Origin of the sequence: Halosimplex aquaticum, from assembly GCF_028747785.1 — an archaeon.
GTDB classification, from domain to species: Archaea; Halobacteriota; Halobacteria; order Halobacteriales; family Haloarculaceae; genus Halosimplex; species Halosimplex aquaticum.
On the sequence record NZ_CP118158.1, the window covers coordinates 4,755,396 to 4,780,015 of the forward strand.

The window sequence follows — 24,620 nt, forward strand, 5'->3', positions numbered from 1 at the left end:
AAGAGATTTGTCCGTCGGTGTCGATGTTGGAGTCCCGATGGAGATCCAGTTTGCGACGGTGGAACAGGCCGAGGCCGTCACCGACCTGTGGGTCGAACTCGCCGACGAGCAGACCCAGTACGACTCGCACGTCCTCGCCGAGCGAAACCGGAGCGTCGTCGCCGACGAGTTGACCCGCCACGCGGTGACCGACCGGCTCGTCGTCGCCACGGAGGACGGCGAGGTCGTCGGCTTCGTCATGTTCACGCTCGACCGCGGCAGCTACGAGATGGACGTGACCCAGGGCGTCGTCGAGAACCTCTTCGTCCGCCCCGAGCACCGCGACGAGGGGGTCGGCGGCGAGTTGCTGAGGACGGCAGAGCGACGGCTCGACGATCTGGGCGCCGACACGGTCGTTCTGGAGGCGATGGCGGACAACCTCGAAGCCCGACGGTTCTACCGCAGGCACGGCTACGACACCCACCGAGTGCAGCTGGAGAAACCGCTGGAAAGCGATAACCTCTCAAAGGAGGGGGAGTAACCCCTACCTGCGCCAGGGGAGCTTGGGTGGTTCAAGCACTCGACTTGTAATCGAGACTCCCGGGGTTCAAATCCCTGCCCTGGCTTCCTGCGAGGACCTCGCGAACGTGAGCGACTGCTCGGGGCAACTTCGCCACGCCGAGAGCTTCTGTCGGGACTGGCGCTCGTCCACCGCGGCCTCGCCGAAGCGAACGATCCGTCCCAGCAGGAAATCGCCGAGGAGAGTTCCCGTACCCGCGGACAGTCCGATGGCCCTGCCTCGACTGGAAACTGAGGGCGAAGTGATCGCCAAGCCGAATCCAAGTGATACTCGCCGGAATCGCGACCCCGTTTCGGGGGTTCGAGACCGCTATCCCGTACTCTGGTCCGGTGAGATCGTTAAAACGGTCATCGAATTCCCCAAGGTATATCTTAAAGGTTGTAAATGTCCGATCTATGCCGGATTTTCTACTTTCGCGGAGGCAGTGTTTGAAAGCCGCCGTTCTGGGCACCGCCACCGTACTACCGGGGTGTTCTGAAGCGTCGGCCGACGCCCCTCGCACTCTCGATACTGTATCCACGTCTGGCTTCCAGTCGGTGAGCGCGTGGAGCGACTCGTTCGGGTACCTGTCCACGCCGTTCCGAGCGACGCTGAAATACGATGTCACGGTACAACGATCGAATGAGGGCTACGAAGACGGTCCGCCAGTCAACCTGTACGCGTACTCTACGGACGGGCTTCGCATGAGCGATCACGACGATATCTCTAGCGGGAACTACAGCGAGATCCCCGACGACAATCTCCACCTCGCAGAGGAGAATATCGGCGAGGGAACCAGCGGCGAAGTCGACGTCCCTGCCGGATGGCTCGCAGTAGTCATCGACAACGGGGGCGAGAGCTACACGGGAGAAGACGTCCAGGCGGAAGCGAAATTCGAACTGGTCTCGTCGGAAAGCGACCGGCAATGCCGTGACTCGACAGCTTCGGGGATCAAAATAGAGGAGCTCTATTCGCTCGAGGATTCCATCAGGTATCACTTCACCATCCCTCAGCCCAGTGCTGAAACGTACGACTGGGAGCTCACTGTTCAGTCACCGAACAACGAGATCACGAAGACGTCGACGGTGAAATCCGACAGGTGCGCAGCCAACTTTGTCGGAGAGATCGACCTGGAAGATACCGACGTCGATACGTACGAGCGGTTGAAGGTGATCGTGAGGACGAAGCGAGACGGTGAAACGCTCGAGACCGCTGGATGGGCGAACGACAACTACCAGGGGGCGGGTGGAATCCCCGGATCGCAGTCCGGATCCGACGACGGAGACGATACGTACGTCCCGTGGTCGGGATCGGACGATTCTTCGGGTGCCGGGGGCGGGAGCAACGACGGCGATCAGAGCTACGACGAGGACAACGACAGGGACAACGACGGCGAATACGACGAATGACGCCGATTAGCGACGCTGTTAGGACCGCCGGTTGATCGTCGCTCCGTCCCTCTCCAACACAGCGCCTGCAACCCCGTGCCCGTGGGTCCCAAGCGATTCGTCCGCTCGGGCTGGTGGCGGGCGCATCCGGAGTCCTGCCGAGCGAAGGCGGACCAGAGTCTACCGAGCGAAGGAGACCGGAGTCTTCGCTTCAGAAGTTCGTCGTCAGGATCACGTTGTGGTCGGCGACACGCTCTGCCCGGTCGAACTGAAACCACTCGATCTCGAAGCGCCAGGTCTCGTCTTTGGGGATCCCCGACTGGTTCGTCCAGTCGCCACTGAGCACAACGCCTGAGTCGTCGTACAACAGCGCTTCCGCTTCGAGGTAGTTGATCTCCTCGCCCGTGTTGTTCGCGACGCGCCCGGTGACGGTGACGCCTCCGTCGTCGCTTACCTCGTGGCTCGTCTCGACTATCTCGACATTTTCGGGCGGCCGCGCCGGCGTGGATTCGTACTCGCCGGAGAGGTCGTAGTCCTCGATCTTCTCGGCGTCTGACAGCGCGTGAACGTGCGCCTCCCACGTCTCGCCGGCGCGGAGTATCGGGAGGTACTGGTTGGCGTTGTCGAGGAAGTCGCCGTTGGAGTCGTACCACTCCGCGGTCAGCGTGATCTGTCCCGAGGGCGCGTCCCCCTGGTTCTCGACTGTCGCGGCGACGTAGGTATCGGTCGACCACTGCCCCTCCTCGACGACGAGTTCGGACTCCACGATCTGGACGTTCGGCTCCCCGGCCGGCGTCGGCGACGGCGTCGGACTCGGCGTCTCTGTCGGTGTGTCCGTGGGCGTCTCGGTCGGTGTCTGTGTGGGTGTCGAGCCGCCGGTCCCCGAATCCGCCGGCGTCGGGGTCGGAGACTGCGTCGCCGTGTCCTCGACGCCGCCGTCACCGCCGCCGACCGTCTCCGTGCCGCCGTCTCCGCAGCCTGCGAGTCCGAGAGCGGTCGTCGTAGATACCGTCGCGAGGAACTGTCGTCGGTTCATAGAGTCACGTTGATACCCACCTACAAATGTGTACTCCTCGAGTTTTCACTCCCGGATCCGCCGGAGCCGGCCCCGTCGGACTGAATACACGCCGGGGGCACGCTGGTCACGGTGGAGCGGGTGGGTAGCGATGTCACCTCCGCTCAGACGTGTGCGCTTCGTCGCCGGTCAGTGCCGGCTGCATACAGGAGTCCCAGGAACAGGAGGACTGCAACCAGCCAGACGACTAGCCCGAACAGGAGTCCCCAAAGTAGCATACCTCGGCCTATGGGCGCTCTGTAGGTTGTTATACGCCGTGTAACCGATCCACACGGTCAGCTAGTACTGCCGTACCCCTGCCCACTGAAAAGCGAACGCGGACGAAGAACCACGGGATCACGAACAGCGGTTCAGCGAGGCGCTGGCGAAAACGCGCGACTCGCTCGAGGACGGCTGTGTAGGGGCGGTCGCAGAAATTCCGGCCGGTGGTCGAGTCGGTTCAGGCGCCTCCTTCGAGCGGGTTGTACGTGCCGTTGATGTCCCACTCGTGGAGACAGAAGGGGTCGCCCGTGAGGCGCTCGCCCTCGTCGTCGGTCACGACGGTCCAGGTGCCGGTGTCGTCGTCCCAGACGTCGCTTCGACCGCAGCGTTCGCAGACCCGCTCTTTCGGGGGGACGATGGTTGTCATACACCAGTCTCTGTCACGGGGGGTAATTAATTTCGTGTACTCGTCGTCGGCCGCGACCCCCACGCTGAAAGGACGACCCGCCGTATCGTCGACCATGGTCTCCAGACGACGATTCGCGATCGCGACCGGAGCGCTCCTCCTCGCCGGCTGCTCGTCCGATCCGGGCGGGTCGACGGCCACCGACGACGGCGCCGAGTCACCCGCTGACGGAGGCGGAACCACGCCGGGGAGTGACGGAACTTCACCCACACCCTCCGTGACCGACGACGGCTCCGTGACCGACGATGGCTCCGGAACCCCGTCGGGGGCGGTCGGCGCGACCGGGACGGCCTCGGGGACTGACGGGGGATCTATGCGGGGCGAACCGCTCGTCGTCGCGCCGACGGCGTTCGAGAGCGGCGGGGCCATCCCGGAGAAGTACACGGGCACAGGGGAAGACGTGTCGTCCCCGCTGAGCGTCGAGTCAGCCCCGGCGAGCGCGGAGACGCTGGCGCTCGTCGTGGACGACCCCGACGCGAACGAGTACGTCCACTGGTTGATCTGGAACGTCCCCGGCGACGCGACCGAGATCCCCGAAGGGATCCCCCAGTCGAAGACCGTCGATGCGCTCGACGGGGCCCGCCAGGGGACCAACGACTTCGGCGAGATCGGCTACCGCGGGCCGCTGCCGCCGGCCGACGACGGCGCTCACACCTACCGGTTCACGTCCTACGCCGTCGACACGACCCTGGAGGTCGAGGCGGGCGCCGGGCGCGGAGACCTCGAATCCGCGCTCGACGGCCAAGTCCTCGACGATCACCGGTTCACGGCCGAGTTCGACCGCTGATCTGGCGTGGACGTTTGAATCGATTTACCGGAATTATACACCTAGTGTTCCCTTTCAGGAACGTTTTTGCAGACGCATGTCAACGTTTTCCGCATGTTCGGCGAAGATCCGTACACGGTTGAGAAGTCGCGGTACGAGTGCACGGACTGTCTGAACAGAGTGACGACCGACGGGACACTCGGCTCCTGTCCGGACTGTGGCGGGCGGATGCGGAACGTTGCCGTCCCGCGAGAGTGAGTGCGCCGTCGGCAGCGGGCGGCAGCGGCTACTCGAAGTCCGGGAGGTCGTCGGGGGCCTCGTACTCGGTCTCCCACTCGATGTACTCGTCTTTGAGCACGTCGCAGACCTCCTGGCCGAGTTCGGTCAGCCCGGCGTTGATCGCCGAGACGGTGCCCCACGAGTCGAGATCGGGGTGGATGTCCCGGTGTTTCCAGTCCTCGGGGAGCCCGGGGGCGTGGTAGCCGACCCGTTCGGCGTAGGAGTCCCAGAAGAAGTCGAAGCGCTCCATGAGGTCGAGGTCGGCCACGATCGCGAAGGTGGCCTCGTCCATGTCCGTGCGGTCGGCCCACTCCTCGAACGCCCGGTCCCACGCGCCGTCGCGGAGGTACTCCTCGATCTCCTCGCGGCGGTAGTCCGTGTCGTCGACGACCTGCGCGTCGTCGTACTCGTTCGGGTCGATGGTCTCCAGTTCCGGGGGGTCAGGCGGGTCGACGTCGAGTGTCATGGGACGGGGTACGCCCGGTCGGGGGAAAAGTCCACGCACGCGCGGGCCGCAGTCACGGAGTCGATACGCTACGCCGTGCTCTCCTTGTCGTCGCCGTTGAGCGCTTCCTCGCGGAGTCGCTCGCCCTCCTCGGTATCGACGGTGAGTTCCGGGACGGGGACCGGGTCGCGGTCGTCGTCGATTGCGACGTAGACGGAGTACGATTCGGTCGTGAGTTCGCGCTCGCCGGAGCGGGGGTTCTCGCGGAAGACGCGGAGGCGGACGCGGACGCTGGAGCGGCCGGTCTCGTAGACGTAGGCCTCGACGAGGGCGGTCTCGCCGACGGGGATGGGCTGTTTGAAGTCCACCTGGTCCATCCGCGCGGTGACGCAGTCGCGGCCGGCGAAGCGCATGGCCGACATCGCGCCCACCTCGTCCATCCACTTCAGGACGTTCCCGCCGTGGGTGGTCCCGAGGGAGTTCGCGTGGTTCGGTTGGACCATCCAGCGGTTCTCCAGAAACGTCTCCATCAGGTCTGGCATCGCCGGCGATTGGACGAGGGCACTGATATGGCTGACCGTTCGTCCGTCCGCTCCCCGCCGCGGAGCGGGGCCTCCGACCGGGAGAGCGGGAGAATGAGATGGGGATTTATACTCCGCCGAAGCAGGGGTAGGGGTATGGACCGCGTAGACGTAGCGATCGTGGGCGGGGGTCCCGCCGGCACCTCCGCGGCGTGGGCGGCCGCCCGCGAGGGCGCTGACGCCCTCGTCGTGGAGAAAGGGGTTCCCCGGGACGACCGCGACCGGATCGGCCCCGACTCGACGGACGCCGCCGGCATGCTCGATTACTGGGTCGACATCATGGGCATCCCCGTCGAGGAGATCCCCGACGACGTCGTGCTGAGCGTCCTCGACGGCGCCGAGTTCATCGGCCCGACCGAGTCGGTCACGCTCGAAGAGACCGGCATCGACGCCTCGTACGACAACTTCGGGTTCGCCTTCCACCGCGCGAAGTTCGACGACTGGCTCCGCGACCGCGCCGAGGAGGTCGGCGGTACCTACCGCGTCGGCGCGAGCGTCACCGACGTCGAGACCGACCGCTCGGGCGACCCGCGGCACACGCTCACCCTCGCGGACGGCGAGGAGATCGGCGCCGAGTACCTGATCCTCGCCGACGGCCCCCAGCGGACGGTCACGACCGGCGTGCTCGACCAGTTCCTGCCCGGAGGCCGCAGCGTCTCGGACTACCTCGGGCCGAAGGAGGCCAACCACATCGCCTACCAGGAGCACCGCCGCATCCCCGAGGAGCTGTTCGACCCCGCCCACATCAAGTTCTGGTGGGGCGTCATCCCCGGTCACACCGCCTACCCGTGGATCTTCCCGAACGACGACAACGTCGCTCGCGTCGGCCTGACGATGCCGATGGACCTCGAACTCGCGGACGTGGCCAACCCCGAGGACTACGCGCTGCTCGACGCCGACGACGAGCGGATCCCGGCCGGGGCGGTCTACCTGCGTCGCCTGCTCGAACGGGAGTACCCGGGCTACGACCTGGACGACTTCCCCCTCGTCGAGGACCGCGGGAAGTCGGGCGGGACCGAGGCGTATCCCATCTCCTCGACGCGGCCGATCGACTCGCCCACGAGCGCGGGGATCGCGGTCGTCGGCGGCGCGATGGGCACCACGTCGGCGTTCCACGAGGGCGGCGACCACGTGGCGGTCCGCACGGGCAAGATCGCCGGCGAACTCGCCGCGAACGACCGACTGATGGCCTACAACGGCCGCTGGAAGGAGGCGATCGGCGACGAGATCCTGCGGAACGTCACGTTCGCGGAGGTCGTCCGCGGATGGGAGCCCGACGACTGGGACCGCGTGTTCGCGGCGACGCGAGCGATGAAACATCGCGGCGGCTACGACTGGAGCGGCGCCCTGCGGTCGGGGACGACGGCGCTGAAGATCGTCGCCGACTACAAGTGGACCAAGCGGGGCTTCAGCGACGGGAAGTACGTGCAGATCCGGCAGGACGAGTACACGGTGTAGGAACGGGCGGACGCCGAGGGGACCGCTTTACTACGCGTCGGGGAACCGCACCGAGTGGCGTAGCGTCCCGACGTCGTCGATCTCTATCTCGACTTCGTCACCGTCAGAGAGCGGGCCGACGCCCTCGGGCGTGCCGGTCGCGATCACGTCACCGGGTTCGAGCGTCATGTAGGTCGTTATCTCCTCGATGAGTTCCGGGATCGAGAAGATCATCCGGTCGATGGTCGATGACTGGCGGGTCTCGCCGTTGACGCGGGCCTCGATGGTGGCGTCGTCGGCGAGGTGCTCCGGCGTCGCGATGACCGGACCGATGGGCGCGGCGTTGTCGAAGGCCTTGCCGCGGACCCAGTTCTGCTCGATATCCTGGTCGTCGCGGTTGGAGAGGTCGTTGAAGCAGGTGTAGCCCGCGATGACGTCCTCGGCGTTGACGGCGTCGACGTTGCGGCACTGTTCGCCGATGACGACGCCGAGTTCGGCCTCGTACTCGACGCGCTCCTTGCCCGCCGGGAGCGTGACGGTGCTGCCGTGGGTCGCGACGGTGTTGGGCGTCTTGATGAACAGAAGCGGCCGGTCGGGGACCTCCTCGTCGCGCTCGTCGGCGTGATCGGCGTAGTTTCGACCGACGCAGACGATCTTGGTCGGCTCGCAGGGAGCGAGGATGTCGACCTCCTCGGGGTCGAACGTCTCGTCGCCGAACGCGATGCGTCCGTACGGACCCGCGGCGGCGGTCACGACGTCCTCCCCGTCCCTGGTCGCCCACCGCCCCCCGCGCACGTTGCCGGCAGAATCGCGAAAGCGGACGCGTCTCATGAGACGGACATCTCGGGGGCGACTGATAAGCGTTTTCAGAACGGGAAGGTGTGACACACCGCCGGACCGGACGGGGAGACGGGTGACCGAACGGCTTTTGGAAGGCCGCACAGTAGCCACGCCGCATGAACCTGCTCGTGGTCGGCGCCGGCGAGATGGGGCGGTGGTTCGCCCGTACCCTCGTCGCCGGGACGCCCGACCCGCCGTCGATCGCCTTCACCGACGCCGACCCGAGCGTCGCCCGCGACGCCGCCGACTCCTTCGAGGAGGCCTCGGTCCGAGCGGTCCCGACCGACACGGACGAACGCTTCGACGTGGTCGCCGTCGCCGTGCCGATACCGGCCGTCGAATCGGCCGTCGAGGCCTACGCCGGCCGGGCCGACCGCGCGCTGGTAGACGTGACCGGCGTCATGCGGCGGGCGGTCGACGCGATGGAGGCGTCCGGCCCCGACCTCGAACGCGTGAGCTTCCACCCGCTGTTCGCCGCCGCGAACGCGCCCGGAAACGTCGCCGTCGTCGCCGACGCGCCGGGACCGATCACCGACGAGATCCGGGCGGCGCTGGCCGAGGCCGGCAACGACTGCTTCGAGACGACCGCGCGGGAACACGACCGCGCGATGGAGACCGTCCAGGCCCGCGCCCACGCCGCCGTCCTCGCGTTCGGCCTCGCGGCCGAGCCGGTCCCCGAGGAGTTCCAGACGCCCGTCTCGGCCGCGCTGTTCGACGTGCTCGAGACGATGACAGGTAACGACCCGGGCGTCTACGCCGACATCCAGGCGGTCTTCGACGGCGCCGAGAGCGTCGCCGAGTCCGCCCGGGCCCTCGCCGACGCCGACCGTGACCGCTTCGAGGAACTGTACCGGGAAGCGGGGCAGGGAGCAGCGCCCGCGCTCGAAGACACGACCGCATCCGAGGGGAACGCCCGATGAACGCGGACCAGCGCGAACAGGTGCGCTCGAACGCGAAGTACCTGCGAGAGGTCAGGCCGATCGACCCCGACGAGATCCACGAGTACGTCGACGGCCAGCCCCACCCCGCGGCGGTGAAACAGGTACTCCGCGAGTCCGCCGTCGACCTCGGTCTCGTCGAGCGCGACGACGGGACCTTCGAACCGGTCGAGGAGGGGCCGCTCTCGACGGCGTTCCACGGCGTGGAGGCGTTCCCCGTCGAATACGGCCGCGTCCTGGAAGACATGCTCGTCGAGCGCTACGGCGCGGGGTGGCCGGACGGCGACTCGGGCGACCGCCTCCGCGAGCGGATCCGCGCGATCAAGGACGACTACTACCACCAGCGCGACGTGGCCTACGACGCCGAGACCGCGCTCGCGTACGCCGTCTACCACCTGCCGGACTACTACGCCGTCGCCCAGTACGTCCTGGCGGAGCTGGCGCGGGAGGGCCTCCTGCCCAAGCGACTCCGCGTGCTCGACGTGGGCGCGGGCGTCGGCGGCCCGGCGCTGGGACTACACGACCTCCTCCCCGAGGACGCGCTCGTGGACTACCACGCGGTCGAGCCGAGCGACGCCGCCGACGTGCTGGAGGCGATGTTGGCGGAGACGGGCCGGAACTTCTACCCCACTATCCACCGCGAGACGGCCGAGTCGTTCGATCCGGAAGGATTGGTCGGACGCGAGTCGGATGGGGAGAACGACGCGGACGGGGACGACCGGGCGGGCTTCGACCTGATCCTCTTCTCGAACGTGCTGAGCGAACTCGACGACCCCGAGTCCGTCGTCCGGCGGTACGCCGACGCGCTCGCCCCCGACGGGACTATCGTCGGGCTGGCGCCAGCGGACCGCAACACCGCGATCGGACTCCGCGAGGTCGAGCGGGCCGTCGCCGACCGCGGCCCGCTCACCGTCTACGGGCCCACCGTCCGGCTCTGGCCGGGCGTCACGCCCGCGGACGACTGCTGGTCGTTCGACGTGAAGCCCGACGTCGAGGTCCCGGCGTTCCAGCGGCGCCTCGACGAGGGCGACCCCGGCGAGTCCGGGCTCGACGGCCCCGAGCGCCGCGACGGCGAGTTCGTCAACGCCGACGTGCAGTACGCCTACACGTTCCTCCGGCGCGACGGGCGCCGGCGCGTGGACTTCACGCCCGACGACTCGCGAGTGGCGCGGTTCGCCGACAGCGACGACCACGTCACCGACCGGCTGAACTACTACGCCGCGAAGCTCAGCCACGACCTCTCCGAGGGCGGCAACGACCTGTTCCGGGTCGGCGACGGCAGTCAGCAGGTCGACCACTTCGCCGTCTTGACCGAGGAGTCCGTGCTCAACGCCGACCTGCGTTCGGCCGAGTACGGCGACGTGCTGTCGTTCGAGAACGTCCTCGTCCTCTGGAACGACGACGAGGAGGCGTACAACCTCGTCGTCGACGGCGAGACCGTCGTCGACCGCGTGCCGGTCTGACGGCGGTTCCGTCCGTTCGGAGAACGCGGCCGATCGCGAGCGTCCACCCGAGCGCAGGGCTTTTGCGACGCCCCTGCCCACGGAGTGTATGGACGAGCCGTCGATCCTCCTGACGAACGACGACGGGATCGAGAGCGCCGGCCTGCGCGCGCTCTACGACACGCTCACCGACGTCGGCGACGTGACGGTCGTCGCGCCGGCGGTGGACCAGAGCGCCGTCGGCCGGTCGCTCTCACACGACGTGACCGTCCGCGAGCACGACCTCGGCTACGCCATCGAGGGGACGCCCGCGGACTGCACCGTCGCCGGCCTGGGGTCGCTCGCCCCCGACACGGACATCGTCGTCGCGGGCTGCAACCAGGGAGCGAACCTCGGGTCGTACGTCCTCGGTCGGTCGGGGACGGTCTCGGCCGCCGTCGAGGCGACGTTCTTCGACGTGCCGGCCATCTCGGTCTCGATGTACATCCCGGTCCGCGACGACGCCGCCTTCCAGGACGTGCAGGTAGACCCCGCCAGCTACGCGGAAGCCGCGCGGGCGACGGAGTATCTGGTCGAGCGCGCGCCGGGAACGGGCGTCTTCGAGAACGCCGACTACCTCAACGTCAACGCGCCGGTCGCCGAGTGGGGCCCGGCGGAGATGCAGGTCACCTTCCCCTCGGAGGTCTACCAAATGACCGCCACTCGCGAGGAGGGGGCGATCGAGTTGCACGACCGCATCTGGGAGCGGATGGCCGAGGGCGACATCCCCGACCCGGAGGGGAGCGACCGCCGAGCGGTCGTCGACGGCGACGTGAGCGTCTCGCCGCTGACGGCTCCCCACACCACCGAACACCACGAGGAGCTCAACGCGCTGGCCGACGGCTTCGCGGACGGCGCCTGAGTCGGTCCCGCGGTCCCGTCCGACAGCCGATCGTAACGTATACACTGCAGCCGAGTGACACTCCGATCGAACCGCCCTCCAGCGGTCTCTACAATGAGACAGACAGTCGCCACCGTCGGCGTCGTCGCCCTCCTCCTGCTCGCGGGTTGCGGGAGCCTCCTCGGCGGGCAGGACACGGCGACGCCGGCACAGACCGACGCATCGACGGCCCGACCGACAGCGACGCCCGACGGGACGGCGGCCGATCCGACGGCGACGGCTACCGGGTCCCCGACGGCCACCGATTCCCCGACACCAACTGGCTCGCCGACGCCGACCGACTCGCCGACGCCCACAGCGACCCCGACCGATTCGCCGACGCCGACGCCCACGGCGACGGCCACCCCGACGCAGGCGCCGACAGCCACGCCCACGGCGACGCCGAACGGCTCCGATGCTCCGGACGTCGCCGTCCGCGGCGGTAATCTCTCGGTCGACGAGGACGCGGTCTACGCGGACGTCCAGGAACTGCTCGGGACGGACGTGGAGCCGCCGACCGTCTACGTCCGCGACGAGATGCCGGCGCTCGAACGCTACAACGACCGGCTCGCGGCCGATCCGTTCTACGACGCGTTCGGGTACGGTTCCGAGTTCATCAACACGAGCGTCTACCACGGCCAGGCGACCCAGAATCGCATCGTCGTGATGCCAAGGAACGCAAGCGAGCGCCAGGAGAAGACGCTGCTGGCCCACGAGTACGTCCACTGGATGCAGTTCCACAGCGACGTGGTCGACACGAGCGGCTTCGGCGAGTTCGTCGACGACAGCGACTCCCAGCAGGTCGCCGCCGGCCTCGTCGAGGGCGCCTCGGTCTACGTCACCGACGCGTACGTCGACCGGTACCTGAACACCTCGTGGAACCAGACCCAGGAGCTGCGCGAGCAGTACGAGCGGGGGCCGGCCGGCCGCCGGCTCTTCCGCGCCCGGTACCTCTACGGCTCCCGGTACATCCACTCGCAGGTGGAGAGCCCGCGTAACGTCTCGTGGCTGTACAACGAGTCGACGCCGACGCCCGTCACCACCGAGCAGCTGATCCACGGCTACACGCCGAACGAGGAACCGGAGCGCAACCTCACCATCGCGGTGAACGCCACCGGGAACTGGACGGACGTCTCGAACCACTACGACACCCAGGGCGAGGTCGTCGTCCGGACGATGCTCCGCGCCGAGCTGAACCGCTCGGCCGCGTCGACGGCCGCGACCGGGTGGGGGAGCGACCACGTCGCCCGCCTGCGCCACGCCGACAACGAGAGCCGTCGCGGGTTCGCCTGGGCCCTGCGCTGGGACGACGCCGGCGAGGCCGACGAGTTCGCCAGCGCCTTCGACCGCTGGCGCGCCGAGCGGCCCGCGAGCGACGAGACGGCCTACCGCCTCGTCCGCGTCGACTCCCAGACCGTGACGGTGTTCGCCGGCGACGACGCGTTCGTCGCGAACGCGACCGCGTCGGGAACCAACGGGAACGTGACCGTCGCGACCGGCAACTGACCGCCGCGACCGGCAACTGACCGCCGCAATCGCGCTTTTTTCGGCCTCGTCCGTCGCACAACACTCAAATTCCCCGTGCCCGAAGGCCGGCCATGGGAGAACACGCCGCCGTCGACCGCGTCGACGAACCGGTGACGGTGTCGACGATGGTCGAGGACCTCCGCGGCCTCGGCGTCGAGGCGGGCGACACCCTGCTCGTCCACTCCTCGCTGAGCGCGCTCGGCTGGGTCTGCGGCGACGCCCAGGCGGTCGTCGACGCGCTCCGGGAGGCGGTGACCGAGCGGGGGACGCTCGTCGTCCCGACTCACACCGGGCAGTACACGGACCCCGACGTCTGGTCGAACCCGCCGGTCCCGGACGAGTGGATCGAGACGATCCGGGACGAGCGACCGCCGTTCCGACCGGAGAGTACCCCGTCCAGGGCCGTGGGCGCGATCCCCGAGTGTTTCCGCGCCTACCCGGACGCCGTCAGGAGCCGCCACCCGACGTTCTCGTTCGCGGCGTGGGGCGCCGACGCCGAGGCGATCGTGGAGGACCACCAATACGACTACGGGCTCGGCGAGCGCTCGCCGCTCGCGCGGGTCTACGAGCGCGACGGCGCGGTGTTGATGCTCGGGACGAGCTACGACACGAACACGTCGCTCCACCTCGCCGAGTACCGCGCCGAGTTCCCGAAGAACACGGTCAGCAACGACGCGCCCGTGGTCGAGGACGGCGAGGTCGTCCGCGTCGAGTACGACGACGTGGCGACCGACACCGCGGACTTCGAGGACGTCGGCGCCGCCTTCGAGGCCGAACGCGGCGACGCGGTCGAGCGCGGGTCTGTCGGCGACGCCGACGCGCGACTCGTCGACCAGCCGGCGCTCGTGGACTTCGCGGTCGAGTGGTTCGAGACCAACCGCTGAGAGTCAGTCGCACTCTTCCCCGGCGGCCACCGTCTCGCCGGGAGCCCTCGTTTGCCGGCCGAGGACTGTTGAGGCCGCGAGATCAATCGGCCGCATGGAGGAACTACTGTCGAAGGTCGACAGCGGCCCCGACTCGGAGAAGGGAGAGAACGGGCGACTCGGCATCGTCGGCGGGAGCATCGAGTTCGCGGGACCGCCGGCGCTCGCCGGGCTCGCCGCGCTCAGGGCCGGGACCGACGTGGCGAAGGTCCTCACCTCGGAGGTCGCCATCGAGGTAGTCGCTGGCTTCTCTCCGAACATCCTGACGAACCGGTTCACCGGCGACGTGCTCACCGCTGACTCCGTCGGGAAGGTGGCGTCCGTCGCGGCGTGGAGCGACGCCCTCGTCATCGGGCCGGGGCTGGAGACGCCCCATCCGGACGCGATCGAGGCGATACTGGAGCGGACCGACGTGCCGACGGTGGTCGACGCGACGGCGATCGAACCCGCGCTGGGCGCGGAGTTCGAGGGCGCGGTCCTCACGCCCGACTCGGCGGAGGTCGAGCGCATCGAGGACGAACACGGGTCACTCGACGAGTTCGTCCGGGCGACGGGGGCCGTCGTCGTCTCCAAAGGGGCCGAGGACGTGATCTACGGCGGCGACGACCGGTACGTCAACGACGAGGGCACGGCGGCGATGACCGTCGCGGGCACCGGAGACACGCTGGCCGGCGTGATCGGCTCGCTGCTCGGCCAGGGGCTCGGCCCCGTCGACGCGGCGCGGCTCGGCCCGCGGATCGTCGGCCGCGCCGGCGAACTCGCCGCCGACGAGTACGGCACCGGGATGGTCGCGACGGACGTGATCGAACGGGTCCCCGCGGCGATCGAGAGCGGCGGATGACGCCGGAGACGGACCCGACCGGGACCAGACCGGCAGTCGACGGAGCGAAGAAGTCAACCCCGCGGCCGGTGAGCACCCCAACATGAACGGGACGATCGTCGAACTGCTGGACGGGAACGCGGCCCACGCCGAGGCGTTCGCCGACCGCTTCGACGACGTGCAGGACGCCCAGCACCCGGACGCGGTCACCGTCTGCTGCTCGGACTCGCGGGTCCTCCAGGACCAGATGTGGGGCAACGAGGAGCCGGGCCACCTCTTCACCGTCGGCAACATCGGCAACCGCGTCGTCCAGCGGGCCGAGGCGGGCGAGGAGGTCTCCGGCGACGTACTCTACCCGATCGCCCACACGGGGACCGAAGCGGCCGTCGTCGTCGGCCACACCGGCTGCGGCGCGGTGACCGCGACCTACCGGGCGCTGACAGACGAACTCTCCGAGCCGGCCGGCATCGAACACTGCCTCGACCTCCTGAAACCGCACCTGGAACCCGGCGTCGAGGCGCTCCCGGACGGACTCGACGGAGCGGCCGCGGTCAACCGCCTCGTCGAGTACAACGTCGACCGGCAGATCGAGTTCCTCGTCGAGAGCGACGAGGTGCCGGCGTCGGTCGACCTGGTCGGTGCGGTCTACGACTTCCAGGACGTCTACAGCGGCGCACGCGGTGAGATCCACGTGATCAACGTCGACGGCGAGCGCAGCGTCGACGGGCTCCGCGACGACCATCCCGACGTCGCGGACCGGATCGACCGCATCTGGGAGTACTGACCGACCGGTAGCGCCCCGCTCGGATGGGTTCTGTTGCAAGCACAAGGTAATCCCCCCTCTGACCCGTGGATACGGTACTCTCAGGTCGTTGCACCAGTGATATCCGAGCGCCTCGACACCACGACGTCCCGGAAGAGACCGACGAGTAGCGGGCCGGCCGGACCGGGGTGACACCGTGGCGTCGGCGTATCGCTGGCTGTTCGCCGCCGGTGTCCTGGTGCTGCTCCTCGGGCTCTTCCAGAAGTGGTTCCAGGAGCGGTGGTTCCTCACGGAACCGCTGACGGCGGTCGCACTGGGCATCGCTCTCGGGCCTGCGGGGCTCCAGCTCCTTAACCTCCCGCCGGCGGCCGACTCGTCGCGGATACTGACCCAGGTCTCGCGGGTGACGCTCGCGGTCGCAGACATGGGCGTCGCCCTGCGGCTCTCGCGCGGCTACCCCGTCGAACACTGGCGCTCGCTGGTCGTGATCCTCGGGGTCGGGATGGCCCTCATGTCGCTCGCCACCGGCCTGCTCGTCTGGGGGCTCCTGGGGACCTCGGTCCTGGTCGCGCTGCTCGTCGGCGCGACCGTCGCCTCGACTGACCCGATCGTCGCGAGCACCATCGTCACGGGACCGGTGGCGAAGCGGACGATCCCGGCTCGCGTCCGCCAGTTCATCTCGGCCGAGTCGGGGTCGAACGACGGCGCCGCGTACCCGCTCGTCCTCCTGCCGATACTCCTCCTCAACAGACCGACGGGCGACGCGCTCTCCCGGTGGGCCGTCTACGTCGTCGGCTGGCAGGTCCTCGGCGCCGTCGTCCTCGGCGCGACGCTGGGGTACGCCGCGGGCCGGCTGTTCGCGTGGTCCGACCGGACGGACATCGTCGAACAGCGGGGGTTCGTCGCCTACACCCTCGCGCTCACCTTCGTGGTCCTCGGCGCCGCGCGACTGCTGACCGTCGACGGGATCCTCGCCGCGTTCACCGCCGGGATCGCCTACCGGATGGCGCCTGGCGACCAGCAGCCGTCGGAGGAGCAGACCGTCCAGCAGGCGATGACGAAGTTCTTCGTCCTCCCGATGTTCGTCCTCTTCGGCGTCGCTATCCCGTGGGACGGGTGGTTCGCGCTGGGGTCTCGGGGAGTCGTCCTCGCCGTGCTCGTCCTCCTCGTTCGACGACCGCCCGTCGTGGTCGCGCTCTCGACGTGGATCCGGCCGCTGCGCACCCGGAAGGACATCGGCTTCACGGCCTGGTTCGGGCCGATCGGCGTCTCGACGATATTCTACGCGACGTTCGCCGTCCAGCGGACCGGTCTCGGGCGGGTCTGGACCGTCGCCTCGCTGCTGCTGTTCGCGTCGCTGCTGGGCCACGGCCTCACGGCGACGCCGGCGTCGAAGCGGATGCCGCCCGACCCGGCGGACGATACCGGCGACGCCGGATAGGATCGGCGGCGTGGCGACACCGTCGACGAGGGGGGAAGGGGAGTCGTCGGTTCAGTGGGCGAGCGGCGTCGCCAGCGCCGGCTCCCACTCCAGGTCGCCCTGGTAGTGGAACGCGTCGTTGTCCTGCTCCGGGTTCACGACCGTGAGCGAGATCCAGCCGTTGTCGAGCAGCGTCGCGACTTCTTCGTTGCGGGCGAGGATATCGTTGACGCGTTCGACCGGGGCGTGGATCACCGCCGTGAGGCGGAGCGGCTGGTGGTACGGCCGGTCGTCGTCCAGCATGAGCGACTGGAGCGGCAACCCCGTCATCAGGTCGCCGCCGTTGCCCTGCACGACGCCGACGTTGCCGCGCGGGTTCTGCGTGACCTTCGACCCGCTCCCGTAGACGGCGTTGTCCACCGTCGCGAAGTAGTACTGGTTGTTGATCCACTGGGTGACGACGAGCGGCCCCGTCATGATGGCCTCCAGCGCCTCCCCGTCGGGGTCGGTCGTCCAGTCGTAGGAGTGCAGGAACGCGCGGCCGTCGAGGTCCCGGTCATCGGTCAGTTCACGCGGGCCGATGACGAACGAGGCGTTGCCCGCCAGGCCCCACTCGGGGCGGGTCTCCGCCCAGTCGGCCGTCCGGCGCTTCGTGTCGCGAACGGCCTCGTCGGGGTCGGTGCCCCGCATGGACTCCGCGCGTTCGGCCGCGGCGCCGGCGCGCGCGTCTTCGAGGTCCTCGCGGAGGCGGTCGAGGTCCTCGCGGTGGCTCTCCGGCACGTGACCGTCGAACAGCGCGATCTCGTCGGTCGTCGTGTTGTGCTCGCCGGCGAGGAAGACTGTGTCCGCGGGGATGTCGAACCCGCGCTCGCGGAGCGCGGACTTGACCTCGTCGTCGTTGCAGATAGCGGCGAGGACGCGGGCGTTCGGGCCGCCGGGGTTGCCGGCGCAGGCGCCGCAGTCGAGGCTCGAATCGAACGGGTTGTTCGCCGTCTCGCTCGCGTGGCCCGCGAAGACGACCAGGCGGGCGAACTCCTCCCAGCCCATGAGGTCGAAGGCGGTCTCGGCGTAGGAGACCTTCTCCTCCAGGGTCATCCCGTGCGGGAGGGCATCGCCGTCTGCCTCGCCGCGGCGGTCGACCGTGGGCTCGCAGAACTCCCCGGGGGACGGGACCCGGTCGTCGACGGCGTCGGACAGGTCGGCCACGGCCGACGGGACCAGCGTCCGCGCCGCCATCGCCGCGCCGTAGGCGCTCCCGCCGCCCTCGACGAACGTGAACGCGGCGGCCACGTTGGTCTTGAGCGACTTGAGGTGTTTCCGGGCGGCCGAGGCCACCTGGGTCCAGCGGTCGTGGGTCTCCCTGTCGTCGCCGTGGTCGTGTTCCGGCCGGTCGGCGATGCGGTGTTGCGGGTCGACGATCGGGGGGCAGGCGTCGATCTCGACCTCGGAGTCGTACCCCTCGTAACGCATGGGGACGCCGAAAAAGCCCGCGTAGCCGTGGGTCTCGTACGGACCGGCGGCCTCGACGTGGCGGCGAATGACCTCCGATCGGGTGTCGATACAGAAGACGAGCTGTGCGGCCGGACGGTCGCCGTCCCCGGCGGACGGCTCCGTGACCGACTCGTCGATGCCGTCGAGCAGGCGTGCGCGGTAGCTTTTCTCCCACGCGGTCAGCCAGATCTCTGGCAGCGGGACGTCACCGTCTGGTTCCGCGTCCCGGTGCTCGTTCTCGTCGGGTTCGACGGGCGCGTCGAGCAGGTCCGCCAGGGTCAGGCGCACCGCGAGGTATTCGAGCAGCGAGATCGGACACGCGTCCTGCCACGGTCCGGCGTGCCCGTCGGCCCGCTGCTTGATGAACCCGGTCCAGCCCGGCAACGCGGCGAGGTGGTGCTCGAATATCTCCTCCCAGCGGCCTTCCGGACAGTCCGAGAGGACGGTCTCCAGGGCCTCGACCGGTGACTCGGGGAGGTCCGAGGTGTCGTCGCAGCCGGGAATCTCGTCGTCGTACGGCGCCAGGTCGCGCCAGGCGGCGTAGAATCCCCGCTCGCGGCCCGGCATCGGCCACTCGGCCTGCCCCTGGTCGAGGAACGCGGCGAGCCACTTCGAGAGCACCCGGTCGACCCGCTCCGTCGCGGTGTCGGGCTCTGTTTCGTGCTCCGACTCGGCGGCGGCCATCTCGTCGAGCAAGGTTTCGGGGTCCCCGGAGACGCCGTGTGCGTGGAGTTCGTCGGCCAGCACGTCGGGGTCGATCCGGCCGTCCTCCCAGGCCCGGCGGAAGGCCGAGGGGCGGGGATAGCCGCGTCCGCCGAACAGCTGCTCGGCCTCCGCGACAGCGCGGTGGAACGGGCGGTCCTCGAACCCCGCGAGGGGGTTCGCCGTGACGAACGAGTGCAGCGGCCAGACCGAGCCGACCGTCTCGGCCGCGCGGTCGATGCTGTCTTCCAGGGTGGCGCGTTCAAGCGTCATTGTAGTCCTCCTTGCGGGTGAGAATCGTCTCCGGGTCCGGTTGCGAGCGGTTCAACAGCGCGACGTAGAGGCGCTCGCTGGAGCGGTGCCAGCCGAGTTCCGTCGCCAGGTACGAGACGGCGAACAGGGCGGCGACGCCGACGTGGACGGCAGTCAGTTCGGTCGGCGCCTTCGCCATCGGCGCGCCGGCGATCACCGTCGAGATGGCGTTGAACAGCACGCCGTAGGCGCCGATGGCCGCCAGGACGACGAGGGGCACGCTGACGAGCCTGACGACCGGCGAGAGGGTCGACCGCCGGAGCACGTCGCGCGCCGCGTGCATCGTCGTCAGGACGACGACGAACGCCAGGAAGAGCCCGCTGTCCAGATGCGTCCCCTTTCCGGTGAGGACTGCGAACAGGGCGCCGCCGCCCAGCGCCGTGAGCAGGCTGACGACGGCACCGGGGACCGAGAGCCGATTCCCTTTCGAGCGCTTCGGTGTCGTCTGCTCGACGGCCTCGCCGGACGAGAGGAACAGGTACGCCTTGTAGAAGCCGTGCAGGACGAGGTGGGTGATGGCGGCCGCGAAGAAGCCGAGCCCGCACTGGAGTATCATGAAGCCCATCTGGGCCATCGTCGAGGCGCCGAGCTTGCGCTTGACGTCGGTCTGGACGAGGAGCAAGGCCTGCCCGAGCAGCGTACTGAGCGCGCCGACGACGACGATCCCCGACATGACGGCGGTCTCGCCGGCGAACAGCGGCGCGAAGCGGGTCAACAGGATTCCGCCGGCGTTGACGAACCCGGCGTGCATCAGCGCCGACGCCGGCGTCGGCGCCGTCATCGACGACAGCAGCCAGGAGTGGAACGGGAACAGGGCCGACTGGATGATCGCCGCGAGGAAGAGACAGCCCACGGCAACGAGCGCGACGGTCCGCGGAAGAGAATCGACCTGACCGAGGATCCCGGTGATAGAGGTGGTGCCGGTCGCCCACACCAGCGCGGTCAGGCCGGCGGCCAGCAGCCCGCTGCTGGCGAGGAAGTACCGGCGTGCGGTCCCGGCTGCAGCCTGCGCCTGCGGCCAGTCGCGGACGTGCCCGATGAGCGAGGCCATGAGGAGCCCCATCGCAAGCCACGCCCCCGCGAACAGCACGACGTGGTCTGCCGCGGTCATCGTCATGACGACGAGCGTGAACGCGAAGATCCGAGCGAAGAACGCGTCGAGATAGCGGTCCCCGGCCATGTAACGGCGGGAGTAGCTGTGGACGATGCCGCTGAAGAAGGTGACCACCACCCACATGACCGCGGTCAGCCCGTCGATCACGACCAGGCCCGCGACCCCCCATTCGGACCCGCTCGTAACCGACAGTGCGAGCGCGGCCGCGCCGAGGAGGAAGAGGGCCCAGACCGCCCCGGTCGCCGCTCGGGGGACGAACGAAGCCGACGGAACCGTCGTTTCAGCGGGCTGTACGGCGTCGTTCGCTCGCGTTTGGCCAGTCATCGTTTGGATCCTCGACCAGTCTGTCTCGCTTCCGCGACGCCCGTCGGGGTCGGGTCGCAGACGAGTGGTCGTCGTTACACCACTGTAGAACAATCTGGTTATTATATCCTCCGATATGACCAGTCTGTTCGATATTCAGTGCATGATAGAACATTATAGTCATTGTACTGTACCCCACAGCACAGGTCGGCGCAGAGAATCCCCGGAATCGCCGAAACGGCCCAACAGTCGGTTTTCGGCGCTCGCTGGCGATCCAGACCGGAGACGCACTACCGGTGATTCGGAGACGAGCGTCCGGGGCGGTACACCGAAACGAGAACGGATCGGTCCCTACTGCCCCACGAACGAACAGTTCGATCGAGAACGGCGAGCGATATCCGTTCCCGTTCGACAGTTCGTTCGTCCCGAGCGCAACGCCGACACCGAACAGGTCGCTCCGGGGACTGCTTATCGAGCGCGTTTGCGCGTGGAACGGTCGGTGGCCGGTATCACCGCGAGGAGAAGTCGTCGAACGGAGTCGACTCGTGGCTGCGGACGAGCACCTCGTCGGCGACGGTCAGTCCCATGTCGAGGAGTTCCTGCGCGACCGGCGTGATGTCGCCGTCGGTCTCGCCGACGGCCGTCACGAGGAGGTTCTTCTCGCCCGTGACCAGTTCCTGCACCGAGACGACGCCCGAGATGTCGAGGATATCGTCGATGATTTCGCCGCGTTCGGGGATCGGGGCGGTGCAGAACAGCAGCATCCGGAGGGGGTAGCCGGACTTCTGGTAGTCGACGTCGGCGCTGTACCCCTTGATCACCCCCTCCGATTCGAGTCGCTGGATGCGCTTCCGGACCGTGCTCGACGAGGCGTCGGTCCGCTCGGCGATCTCGCCCGAGGAGAGGTTGCGCGCGTCCTCCTGCAGCGCGGCGAGGATCTCCCGATCGGTCTCGTCGAGTTCGTAATCGACCATACTCCCGATTCCCGCCGGAGAACATAAGGAACTTCGGCTGTCAGTCCGGTTCCGTCGTCGACTACCGACTCTCGCGCTGTTCGACCTTGTTCAACTCGATCAGCAGTCGGAAGATGGCCTTGACGAGGTTGGAGTCGACGTCGAACTGCTCGGCGTTCTCGCCGGCGCGATCCATGACCGCTTGTTCCTGATCCTCGTCGGTCGTCGGCAGATCGCGCTCGTCTTTGACCTGGGCGATCGTGTCGGCGACGTAGGTCCGCTGGGCGATCAACTCGACGATCTCGCGGTCGATCGTCCGGATCTCCTCGCGGAGTTCGTCCAGGCTCATCTCCTCGGCGTACTGGGTGGATTCGTCGTCGCTCATGTGATTCGTGTGCCCTCCGTTTGCGTGGTCGTCAGCAGCGTCTTCCCCTCCCGGGCGCCCCACTGCTCGCGCAGCGTCTCCAGCGCCGCCCGCTCGCCGACGGCGGTGAAGCTCGGGCCGGTCCCCGACAGCGAGACGCCGTCGACGACGGGCATCGCCTCGACGATGGGGTCGGTCGAGAAGTCGAGCGCGGCGCAGAAGGCCAGTCCGTTGACAGTCATCGCGCGCTCGAAGTCGCCGTCGAGCGCGAGGTCGGCCACGAGTTCGGCCATCGGTGCGACCCGCTCGCAGCGCTCGACGTCCGCGTCCGCGGAGAACGAGCGCTCGGGCGGCGTCCAAACGAGGACGTGCCAGTCGCGCTCCTCGCGGGCGAGGAGTTCGTCGGCGGTGTTGTCGGTGACGGTGACGCCGCCGAGCATGCTCGCGCTGGCGTCGTCGAACGCGCCGGTGACCGTGACGCCGGCGTCGCGGGCGGCCTGCACGCCGATGCGACAGGCGTCTTCGCGCGAGACCTCGTCCGCGGCGTCGAGCGCGTCGAGCGTCGCCAGCACTGTCGCGTTGGCGGCCGCGCTCGAACTCTTGAGGCCCGAGGCCATCGGCACGTCGCTCTCGGTGCGGACCCGGCCGCCCTCGCCGTCGCCGAAGCGGTCGGTGACGGCGGCGACGCACCGTTCGATCAGCGCCGTGTCGGCGTCGGGGTCCTCGGCGACCCGACCGGTGACGGCGTCGGTCGCGGGGTCGAGCTCGACCGTCGCGGTGGTGTACTCGTCGATGGCGAAGGCCGACCCCGTGCCGGTCGCGAGCGCGTTCAACACCGTCCCCGCCGCGGGGGCGACTGCCTGTCCTTCCATCGTCCGTCTGTCTTCCCGGGCGGTATTTACCTCTGTGGGAATCCGGCAAGCGGAGCGTCCGGGGCGTCCGACGCGAGCGGAACGCGACGCTTTTGGGGTGCTGGCGGGAACGAACGGGTATGAGCGCGCGCAACGACGTGCCGCCGGACACGCTCGGGGTCGAACTGACCGAGGACGGCGTCGTCGTCGAGTACCACGACGGTCGCGAGGTCTTCTACCGCGGCGTCCCGACGGCGGTCGAGGACAGCGTCCGCGCCGGTCCCGGCAAGGAGGTCCACGTGCTGGTCACCGACGAGACCGAGACGCAGGGCATCATGCTCTACATCAACGACCTGAACACGCACGACGACATCCTCCAGGACACCGGCGTCGGCCGCGTCATGATCGAGGACGGCGAGGAGGAGACGCTCTTCCAGGGCGTGACCGCCAGCGCCGAGGCCCACCGGGTCGAGGTGGAGGCGGACCTCTCGGTGGTCAACGGGCGCGTGTTCGTCTTCGCCGAGGACGAGATGGGCGAGCGCAGTTACGAGATCGTCGAGAACGCGTAGCGGGCACGCCTGGTGGTCACTCCCCGATCACGGATTTTCCCCTTTTGGGCCCTCACTGGATGTACGACGGCTCTTCGGCGTCGCAGTTCTCCTCGTGCTGTCGCGCGTCGGACTGGTCGTCGAACATCAACCCGCAGGCCTCGCACTTGTACCAGGTCATCTCGTCGCGCTCGGTAGTCACGACCATGGTAGAGTGTGCGTCGGCAACCGGTAAAGGCGTTTCTCCAGTCTGACGGACGATCGGTCTCACGTGCGGACAGATCAGATCCAGCATCCGGCCGAGAACCGGACACGTCGATCAGTGAGCTAGTTACTGGCCGGTCCATTCCAATTGATGGCCGACCCGGATGACGGTAACTAAGACGCTATTCAGTGGAGAATGACGCCCTCTTATCCGGTGATCTCCGCTACGTAAGCTGTCACAATCTCTATTCTCGTTCGAGTTGTTTGTTAACGTTGCCCAAAGTGAGGTGCATCATGGCGTCACAGCAGACGGTCCAAGAAGTAGAAGAATCGCTCGGACAGGTACCTGGGTGGATGGAGATCATCGCGGAGCCAGCAAGCGACCACAGCTGGGGGATCTTCCGGGATCTCAACCTCGGGGAGACCGAACTCTCTCCGCGCGAGAAAGCGCTCATCGGCGTGAGCGCAGCGGCGGCGATGAACTGTCCCTACTGCACGTACTTCCACAAGGAAGAAGCTCGATTTGCGGGCGTATCGGAGGCCGAACTCAAGGAGGCGGTCAACGTAGCCGGCATAACCGAGTACTTCTCGACGCTGCTGCACGGGAACGAATACGAGGAAGCGGAGTTCGCCACCGAGACGGACGAGATATTCGAGCACATCCGGGACCAACAGGCCGCCCAGGCCGACGACTGAACGAACTGACTCCGGGACCAGTCTCTTTTCTTTGCGACGAGACGCAGAGTTGAGGAGCCCCGACCCCGGGCAGAGAACCCGGTTACTAATTTCAGCACGGTTCTCAGCCGATCTTCTGGTAAATCCGTTTCGCGCGTAGAGGAGTCGATTCTGATTGAACCGCTGTGGAAGGAAACCGACTGACTACAACCGCAGAAATTGCTGGAGAAGAAAGCCCGACAGGGGTCGCACCCGCCCCGCACAGCGCCGCAGACGGCCACACGACTCCCCAACCGATTCGCTCCCTACAGTCGCTCACTCACATGATGTCGTCG

Annotated in this window: 26 protein-coding genes and 1 tRNA gene; 16 read left to right on the top strand and 11 right to left on the bottom strand. The window is 68.2% G+C overall.

The features are described from left to right. Window positions 1-37: 37 nt before the first annotated feature. From PSC72_RS23350 to PSC72_RS23360, 3 genes are all read left to right on the top strand, one after another. Entirely contained in the window at window positions 38-520 is a 483-nt protein-coding gene (locus PSC72_RS23350) for a GNAT family N-acetyltransferase (protein ID WP_274323821.1), read from the top strand. Window positions 521-531: 11 nt separating this feature from the next. Further along, window positions 532-605 (top strand) — tRNA-Thr (locus PSC72_RS23355). A 349-nt stretch (window positions 606-954) separates the two neighbouring features. Beyond that, window positions 955-1,947, top strand: coding sequence for a hypothetical protein (locus tag PSC72_RS23360; RefSeq protein ID WP_274323822.1), 993 nt, complete (start codon window positions 955-957; stop codon window positions 1,945-1,947). Window positions 1,948-2,137: 190 nt separating this feature from the next. Here the strand turns inward: PSC72_RS23360 and PSC72_RS23365 are convergent, their stop codons facing one another. Together PSC72_RS23365 and PSC72_RS23370 are read right to left on the bottom strand one after the other, a co-directional pair. Next, complete coding sequence (locus tag PSC72_RS23365; protein ID WP_274323823.1) at window positions 2,138-2,962, bottom strand: FxLYD domain-containing protein; 825 nt, start codon at window positions 2,960-2,962, stop codon at window positions 2,138-2,140. A gap of 478 nt (window positions 2,963-3,440) precedes the next feature. After that, the gene (locus PSC72_RS23370; RefSeq protein ID WP_274323824.1) at window positions 3,441-3,629 is read right to left on the bottom strand and encodes an HEWD family protein; all 189 of its coding nucleotides are present in this window, start codon (window positions 3,627-3,629) and stop codon (window positions 3,441-3,443) included. 94 nt (window positions 3,630-3,723) lie between these two features. Here PSC72_RS23370 and PSC72_RS23375 point away from each other — a divergent pair, with 94 nt between their 5' ends. Both PSC72_RS23375 and PSC72_RS23380 read left to right on the top strand, forming a co-directional pair. Next, a complete protein-coding gene (locus tag PSC72_RS23375) occupies window positions 3,724-4,455 on the top strand; it encodes a YbhB/YbcL family Raf kinase inhibitor-like protein (RefSeq protein ID WP_274323825.1) in 732 nt (243 codons plus the stop codon). A gap of 93 nt (window positions 4,456-4,548) precedes the next feature. Further along, complete coding sequence (locus PSC72_RS23380) at window positions 4,549-4,692, top strand: rubrerythrin-like domain-containing protein (protein WP_274323826.1); 144 nt, start codon at window positions 4,549-4,551, stop codon at window positions 4,690-4,692. A gap of 28 nt (window positions 4,693-4,720) precedes the next feature. Here the strand turns inward: PSC72_RS23380 and PSC72_RS23385 are convergent, their stop codons facing one another. Further along, window positions 4,721-5,179 (bottom strand): hypothetical protein, encoded by a 459-nt coding sequence (locus PSC72_RS23385; RefSeq protein WP_274323827.1) that lies wholly within the window; start codon window positions 5,177-5,179, stop codon window positions 4,721-4,723. A gap of 68 nt (window positions 5,180-5,247) precedes the next feature. Then, window positions 5,248-5,700, bottom strand: a complete 453-nt coding sequence (locus tag PSC72_RS23390; protein ID WP_274323828.1) for an acyl-CoA thioesterase — start codon at window positions 5,698-5,700, stop codon at window positions 5,248-5,250. A 135-nt stretch (window positions 5,701-5,835) separates the two neighbouring features. Between PSC72_RS23390 and PSC72_RS23395 the strand changes: the two genes are divergently transcribed. Beyond that, complete coding sequence (locus PSC72_RS23395; RefSeq protein ID WP_274323829.1) at window positions 5,836-7,197, top strand: NAD(P)/FAD-dependent oxidoreductase; 1,362 nt, start codon at window positions 5,836-5,838, stop codon at window positions 7,195-7,197. Window positions 7,198-7,227: 30 nt separating this feature from the next. On the opposite strand, the gene PSC72_RS23400 is transcribed toward PSC72_RS23395, so the two are convergent. Then, the gene (locus PSC72_RS23400; RefSeq protein ID WP_274323830.1) at window positions 7,228-8,007 is read right to left on the bottom strand and encodes a fumarylacetoacetate hydrolase family protein; all 780 of its coding nucleotides are present in this window, start codon (window positions 8,005-8,007) and stop codon (window positions 7,228-7,230) included. 125 nt (window positions 8,008-8,132) lie between these two features. Between PSC72_RS23400 and PSC72_RS23405 the strand changes: the two genes are divergently transcribed. From PSC72_RS23405 to PSC72_RS23440, 8 genes are all read left to right on the top strand, one after another. Then, window positions 8,133-8,936: a prephenate dehydrogenase gene (locus tag PSC72_RS23405; protein ID WP_274323831.1), complete on the top strand. Its 804-nt coding sequence runs from the start codon at window positions 8,133-8,135 to the stop codon at window positions 8,934-8,936. Beyond that, entirely contained in the window at window positions 8,933-10,417 is a 1,485-nt protein-coding gene (locus PSC72_RS23410) for a small ribosomal subunit Rsm22 family protein (RefSeq protein ID WP_274323832.1), read from the top strand. The genes PSC72_RS23405 and PSC72_RS23410 overlap by 4 nt, the downstream gene beginning before the upstream one ends. A gap of 88 nt (window positions 10,418-10,505) precedes the next feature. Continuing rightward, window positions 10,506-11,297 carry a 5'/3'-nucleotidase SurE gene (gene surE, locus PSC72_RS23415; RefSeq protein ID WP_274323833.1) on the top strand — a complete coding sequence of 264 codons (792 nt, stop codon included), beginning with the start codon at window positions 10,506-10,508 and terminating at the stop codon, window positions 11,295-11,297. Between the two features lie 93 nt (window positions 11,298-11,390). After that, window positions 11,391-12,821 carry a hypothetical protein gene (locus tag PSC72_RS23420; protein WP_274323834.1) on the top strand — a complete coding sequence of 477 codons (1,431 nt, stop codon included), beginning with the start codon at window positions 11,391-11,393 and terminating at the stop codon, window positions 12,819-12,821. A gap of 92 nt (window positions 12,822-12,913) precedes the next feature. Beyond that, on the top strand, window positions 12,914-13,726 hold the full coding sequence (locus tag PSC72_RS23425) for an aminoglycoside N(3)-acetyltransferase (protein WP_274323835.1): 813 nt from the start codon (window positions 12,914-12,916) through the stop codon (window positions 13,724-13,726). 94 nt (window positions 13,727-13,820) lie between these two features. Beyond that, the gene (locus tag PSC72_RS23430; RefSeq protein WP_274323836.1) at window positions 13,821-14,606 is read left to right on the top strand and encodes an NAD(P)H-hydrate dehydratase; all 786 of its coding nucleotides are present in this window, start codon (window positions 13,821-13,823) and stop codon (window positions 14,604-14,606) included. 82 nt (window positions 14,607-14,688) lie between these two features. After that, the gene (locus PSC72_RS23435) at window positions 14,689-15,369 is read left to right on the top strand and encodes a carbonic anhydrase (protein WP_274323837.1); all 681 of its coding nucleotides are present in this window, start codon (window positions 14,689-14,691) and stop codon (window positions 15,367-15,369) included. Between the two features lie 175 nt (window positions 15,370-15,544). Next, window positions 15,545-16,789, top strand: coding sequence for a cation:proton antiporter domain-containing protein (locus PSC72_RS23440; RefSeq protein ID WP_274323838.1), 1,245 nt, complete (start codon window positions 15,545-15,547; stop codon window positions 16,787-16,789). 51 nt (window positions 16,790-16,840) lie between these two features. Here PSC72_RS23440 and PSC72_RS23445 read toward each other — a convergent pair whose 3' ends face one another. From PSC72_RS23445 to PSC72_RS23465, 5 genes are all read right to left on the bottom strand, one after another. Then, the gene (locus tag PSC72_RS23445; protein WP_274323839.1) at window positions 16,841-19,234 is read right to left on the bottom strand and encodes a DUF2309 domain-containing protein; all 2,394 of its coding nucleotides are present in this window, start codon (window positions 19,232-19,234) and stop codon (window positions 16,841-16,843) included. Continuing rightward, on the bottom strand, window positions 19,224-20,711 hold the full coding sequence (locus PSC72_RS23450; RefSeq protein ID WP_274323840.1) for a proton-conducting transporter transmembrane domain-containing protein: 1,488 nt from the start codon (window positions 20,709-20,711) through the stop codon (window positions 19,224-19,226). Before PSC72_RS23450 ends, PSC72_RS23445 begins: the two co-directional genes overlap by 11 nt. A gap of 488 nt (window positions 20,712-21,199) precedes the next feature. Further along, a complete protein-coding gene (locus PSC72_RS23455; RefSeq protein ID WP_274323841.1) occupies window positions 21,200-21,664 on the bottom strand; it encodes an Lrp/AsnC family transcriptional regulator in 465 nt (154 codons plus the stop codon). Window positions 21,665-21,725: 61 nt separating this feature from the next. Then, on the bottom strand, window positions 21,726-22,028 hold the full coding sequence (locus PSC72_RS23460) for a chorismate mutase (protein WP_382260925.1): 303 nt from the start codon (window positions 22,026-22,028) through the stop codon (window positions 21,726-21,728). Continuing rightward, complete coding sequence (locus tag PSC72_RS23465; protein WP_274323842.1) at window positions 22,025-22,879, bottom strand: shikimate kinase; 855 nt, start codon at window positions 22,877-22,879, stop codon at window positions 22,025-22,027. The genes PSC72_RS23460 and PSC72_RS23465 overlap by 4 nt, the downstream gene beginning before the upstream one ends. 119 nt (window positions 22,880-22,998) lie before the next feature. Here PSC72_RS23465 and PSC72_RS23470 point away from each other — a divergent pair, with 119 nt between their 5' ends. Further along, complete coding sequence (locus PSC72_RS23470; RefSeq protein WP_274323843.1) at window positions 22,999-23,427, top strand: DUF5796 family protein; 429 nt, start codon at window positions 22,999-23,001, stop codon at window positions 23,425-23,427. A gap of 52 nt (window positions 23,428-23,479) precedes the next feature. Here the strand turns inward: PSC72_RS23470 and PSC72_RS23475 are convergent, their stop codons facing one another. Then, a complete protein-coding gene (locus tag PSC72_RS23475; RefSeq protein ID WP_268895806.1) occupies window positions 23,480-23,614 on the bottom strand; it encodes a DUF7128 family protein in 135 nt (44 codons plus the stop codon). A gap of 290 nt (window positions 23,615-23,904) precedes the next feature. On the opposite strand from PSC72_RS23475, the gene PSC72_RS23480 reads away from it, so the two are divergent. Next, window positions 23,905-24,306 (top strand): carboxymuconolactone decarboxylase family protein, encoded by a 402-nt coding sequence (locus PSC72_RS23480; protein ID WP_274323844.1) that lies wholly within the window; start codon window positions 23,905-23,907, stop codon window positions 24,304-24,306. Window positions 24,307-24,620: the final 314 nt, after the last annotated feature.

What these genes read in the sequence shown, in the direction of transcription:
- PSC72_RS23350 (WP_274323821.1), top strand. Translation starts at nt 38, where the DNA reads ATGGAGATCCAGTTTGCGACGGTGGAACAGGCCGAGGCCGTCACCGAC.
- PSC72_RS23360 (WP_274323822.1), top strand. Translation starts at nt 955, where the DNA reads ATGCCGGATTTTCTACTTTCGCGGAGGCAGTGTTTGAAAGCCGCCGTT.
- PSC72_RS23365 (WP_274323823.1), bottom strand. Translation starts at nt 2,962, where the DNA reads ATGAACCGACGACAGTTCCTCGCGACGGTATCTACGACGACCGCTCTC.
- PSC72_RS23370 (WP_274323824.1), bottom strand. Translation starts at nt 3,629, where the DNA reads ATGACAACCATCGTCCCCCCGAAAGAGCGGGTCTGCGAACGCTGCGGT.
- PSC72_RS23375 (WP_274323825.1), top strand. Translation starts at nt 3,724, where the DNA reads ATGGTCTCCAGACGACGATTCGCGATCGCGACCGGAGCGCTCCTCCTC.
- PSC72_RS23380 (WP_274323826.1), top strand. Translation starts at nt 4,549, where the DNA reads ATGTTCGGCGAAGATCCGTACACGGTTGAGAAGTCGCGGTACGAGTGC.
- PSC72_RS23385 (WP_274323827.1), bottom strand. Translation starts at nt 5,179, where the DNA reads ATGACACTCGACGTCGACCCGCCTGACCCCCCGGAACTGGAGACCATC.
- PSC72_RS23390 (WP_274323828.1), bottom strand. Translation starts at nt 5,700, where the DNA reads ATGCCAGACCTGATGGAGACGTTTCTGGAGAACCGCTGGATGGTCCAA.
- PSC72_RS23395 (WP_274323829.1), top strand. Translation starts at nt 5,836, where the DNA reads ATGGACCGCGTAGACGTAGCGATCGTGGGCGGGGGTCCCGCCGGCACC.
- PSC72_RS23400 (WP_274323830.1), bottom strand. Translation starts at nt 8,007, where the DNA reads ATGAGACGCGTCCGCTTTCGCGATTCTGCCGGCAACGTGCGCGGGGGG.
- PSC72_RS23405 (WP_274323831.1), top strand. Translation starts at nt 8,133, where the DNA reads ATGAACCTGCTCGTGGTCGGCGCCGGCGAGATGGGGCGGTGGTTCGCC.
- PSC72_RS23410 (WP_274323832.1), top strand. Translation starts at nt 8,933, where the DNA reads ATGAACGCGGACCAGCGCGAACAGGTGCGCTCGAACGCGAAGTACCTG.
- surE (WP_274323833.1), top strand. Translation starts at nt 10,506, where the DNA reads ATGGACGAGCCGTCGATCCTCCTGACGAACGACGACGGGATCGAGAGC.
- PSC72_RS23420 (WP_274323834.1), top strand. Translation starts at nt 11,391, where the DNA reads ATGAGACAGACAGTCGCCACCGTCGGCGTCGTCGCCCTCCTCCTGCTC.
- PSC72_RS23425 (WP_274323835.1), top strand. Translation starts at nt 12,914, where the DNA reads ATGGGAGAACACGCCGCCGTCGACCGCGTCGACGAACCGGTGACGGTG.
- PSC72_RS23430 (WP_274323836.1), top strand. Translation starts at nt 13,821, where the DNA reads ATGGAGGAACTACTGTCGAAGGTCGACAGCGGCCCCGACTCGGAGAAG.
- PSC72_RS23435 (WP_274323837.1), top strand. Translation starts at nt 14,689, where the DNA reads ATGAACGGGACGATCGTCGAACTGCTGGACGGGAACGCGGCCCACGCC.
- PSC72_RS23445 (WP_274323839.1), bottom strand. Translation starts at nt 19,234, where the DNA reads ATGACGCTTGAACGCGCCACCCTGGAAGACAGCATCGACCGCGCGGCC.
- PSC72_RS23450 (WP_274323840.1), bottom strand. Translation starts at nt 20,711, where the DNA reads ATGACTGGCCAAACGCGAGCGAACGACGCCGTACAGCCCGCTGAAACG.
- PSC72_RS23455 (WP_274323841.1), bottom strand. Translation starts at nt 21,664, where the DNA reads ATGGTCGATTACGAACTCGACGAGACCGATCGGGAGATCCTCGCCGCG.
- PSC72_RS23460 (WP_382260925.1), bottom strand. Translation starts at nt 22,028, where the DNA reads ATGAGCGACGACGAATCCACCCAGTACGCCGAGGAGATGAGCCTGGAC.
- PSC72_RS23465 (WP_274323842.1), bottom strand. Translation starts at nt 22,879, where the DNA reads ATGGAAGGACAGGCAGTCGCCCCCGCGGCGGGGACGGTGTTGAACGCG.
- PSC72_RS23470 (WP_274323843.1), top strand. Translation starts at nt 22,999, where the DNA reads ATGAGCGCGCGCAACGACGTGCCGCCGGACACGCTCGGGGTCGAACTG.
- PSC72_RS23475 (WP_268895806.1), bottom strand. Translation starts at nt 23,614, where the DNA reads ATGGTCGTGACTACCGAGCGCGACGAGATGACCTGGTACAAGTGCGAG.
- PSC72_RS23480 (WP_274323844.1), top strand. Translation starts at nt 23,905, where the DNA reads ATGGCGTCACAGCAGACGGTCCAAGAAGTAGAAGAATCGCTCGGACAG.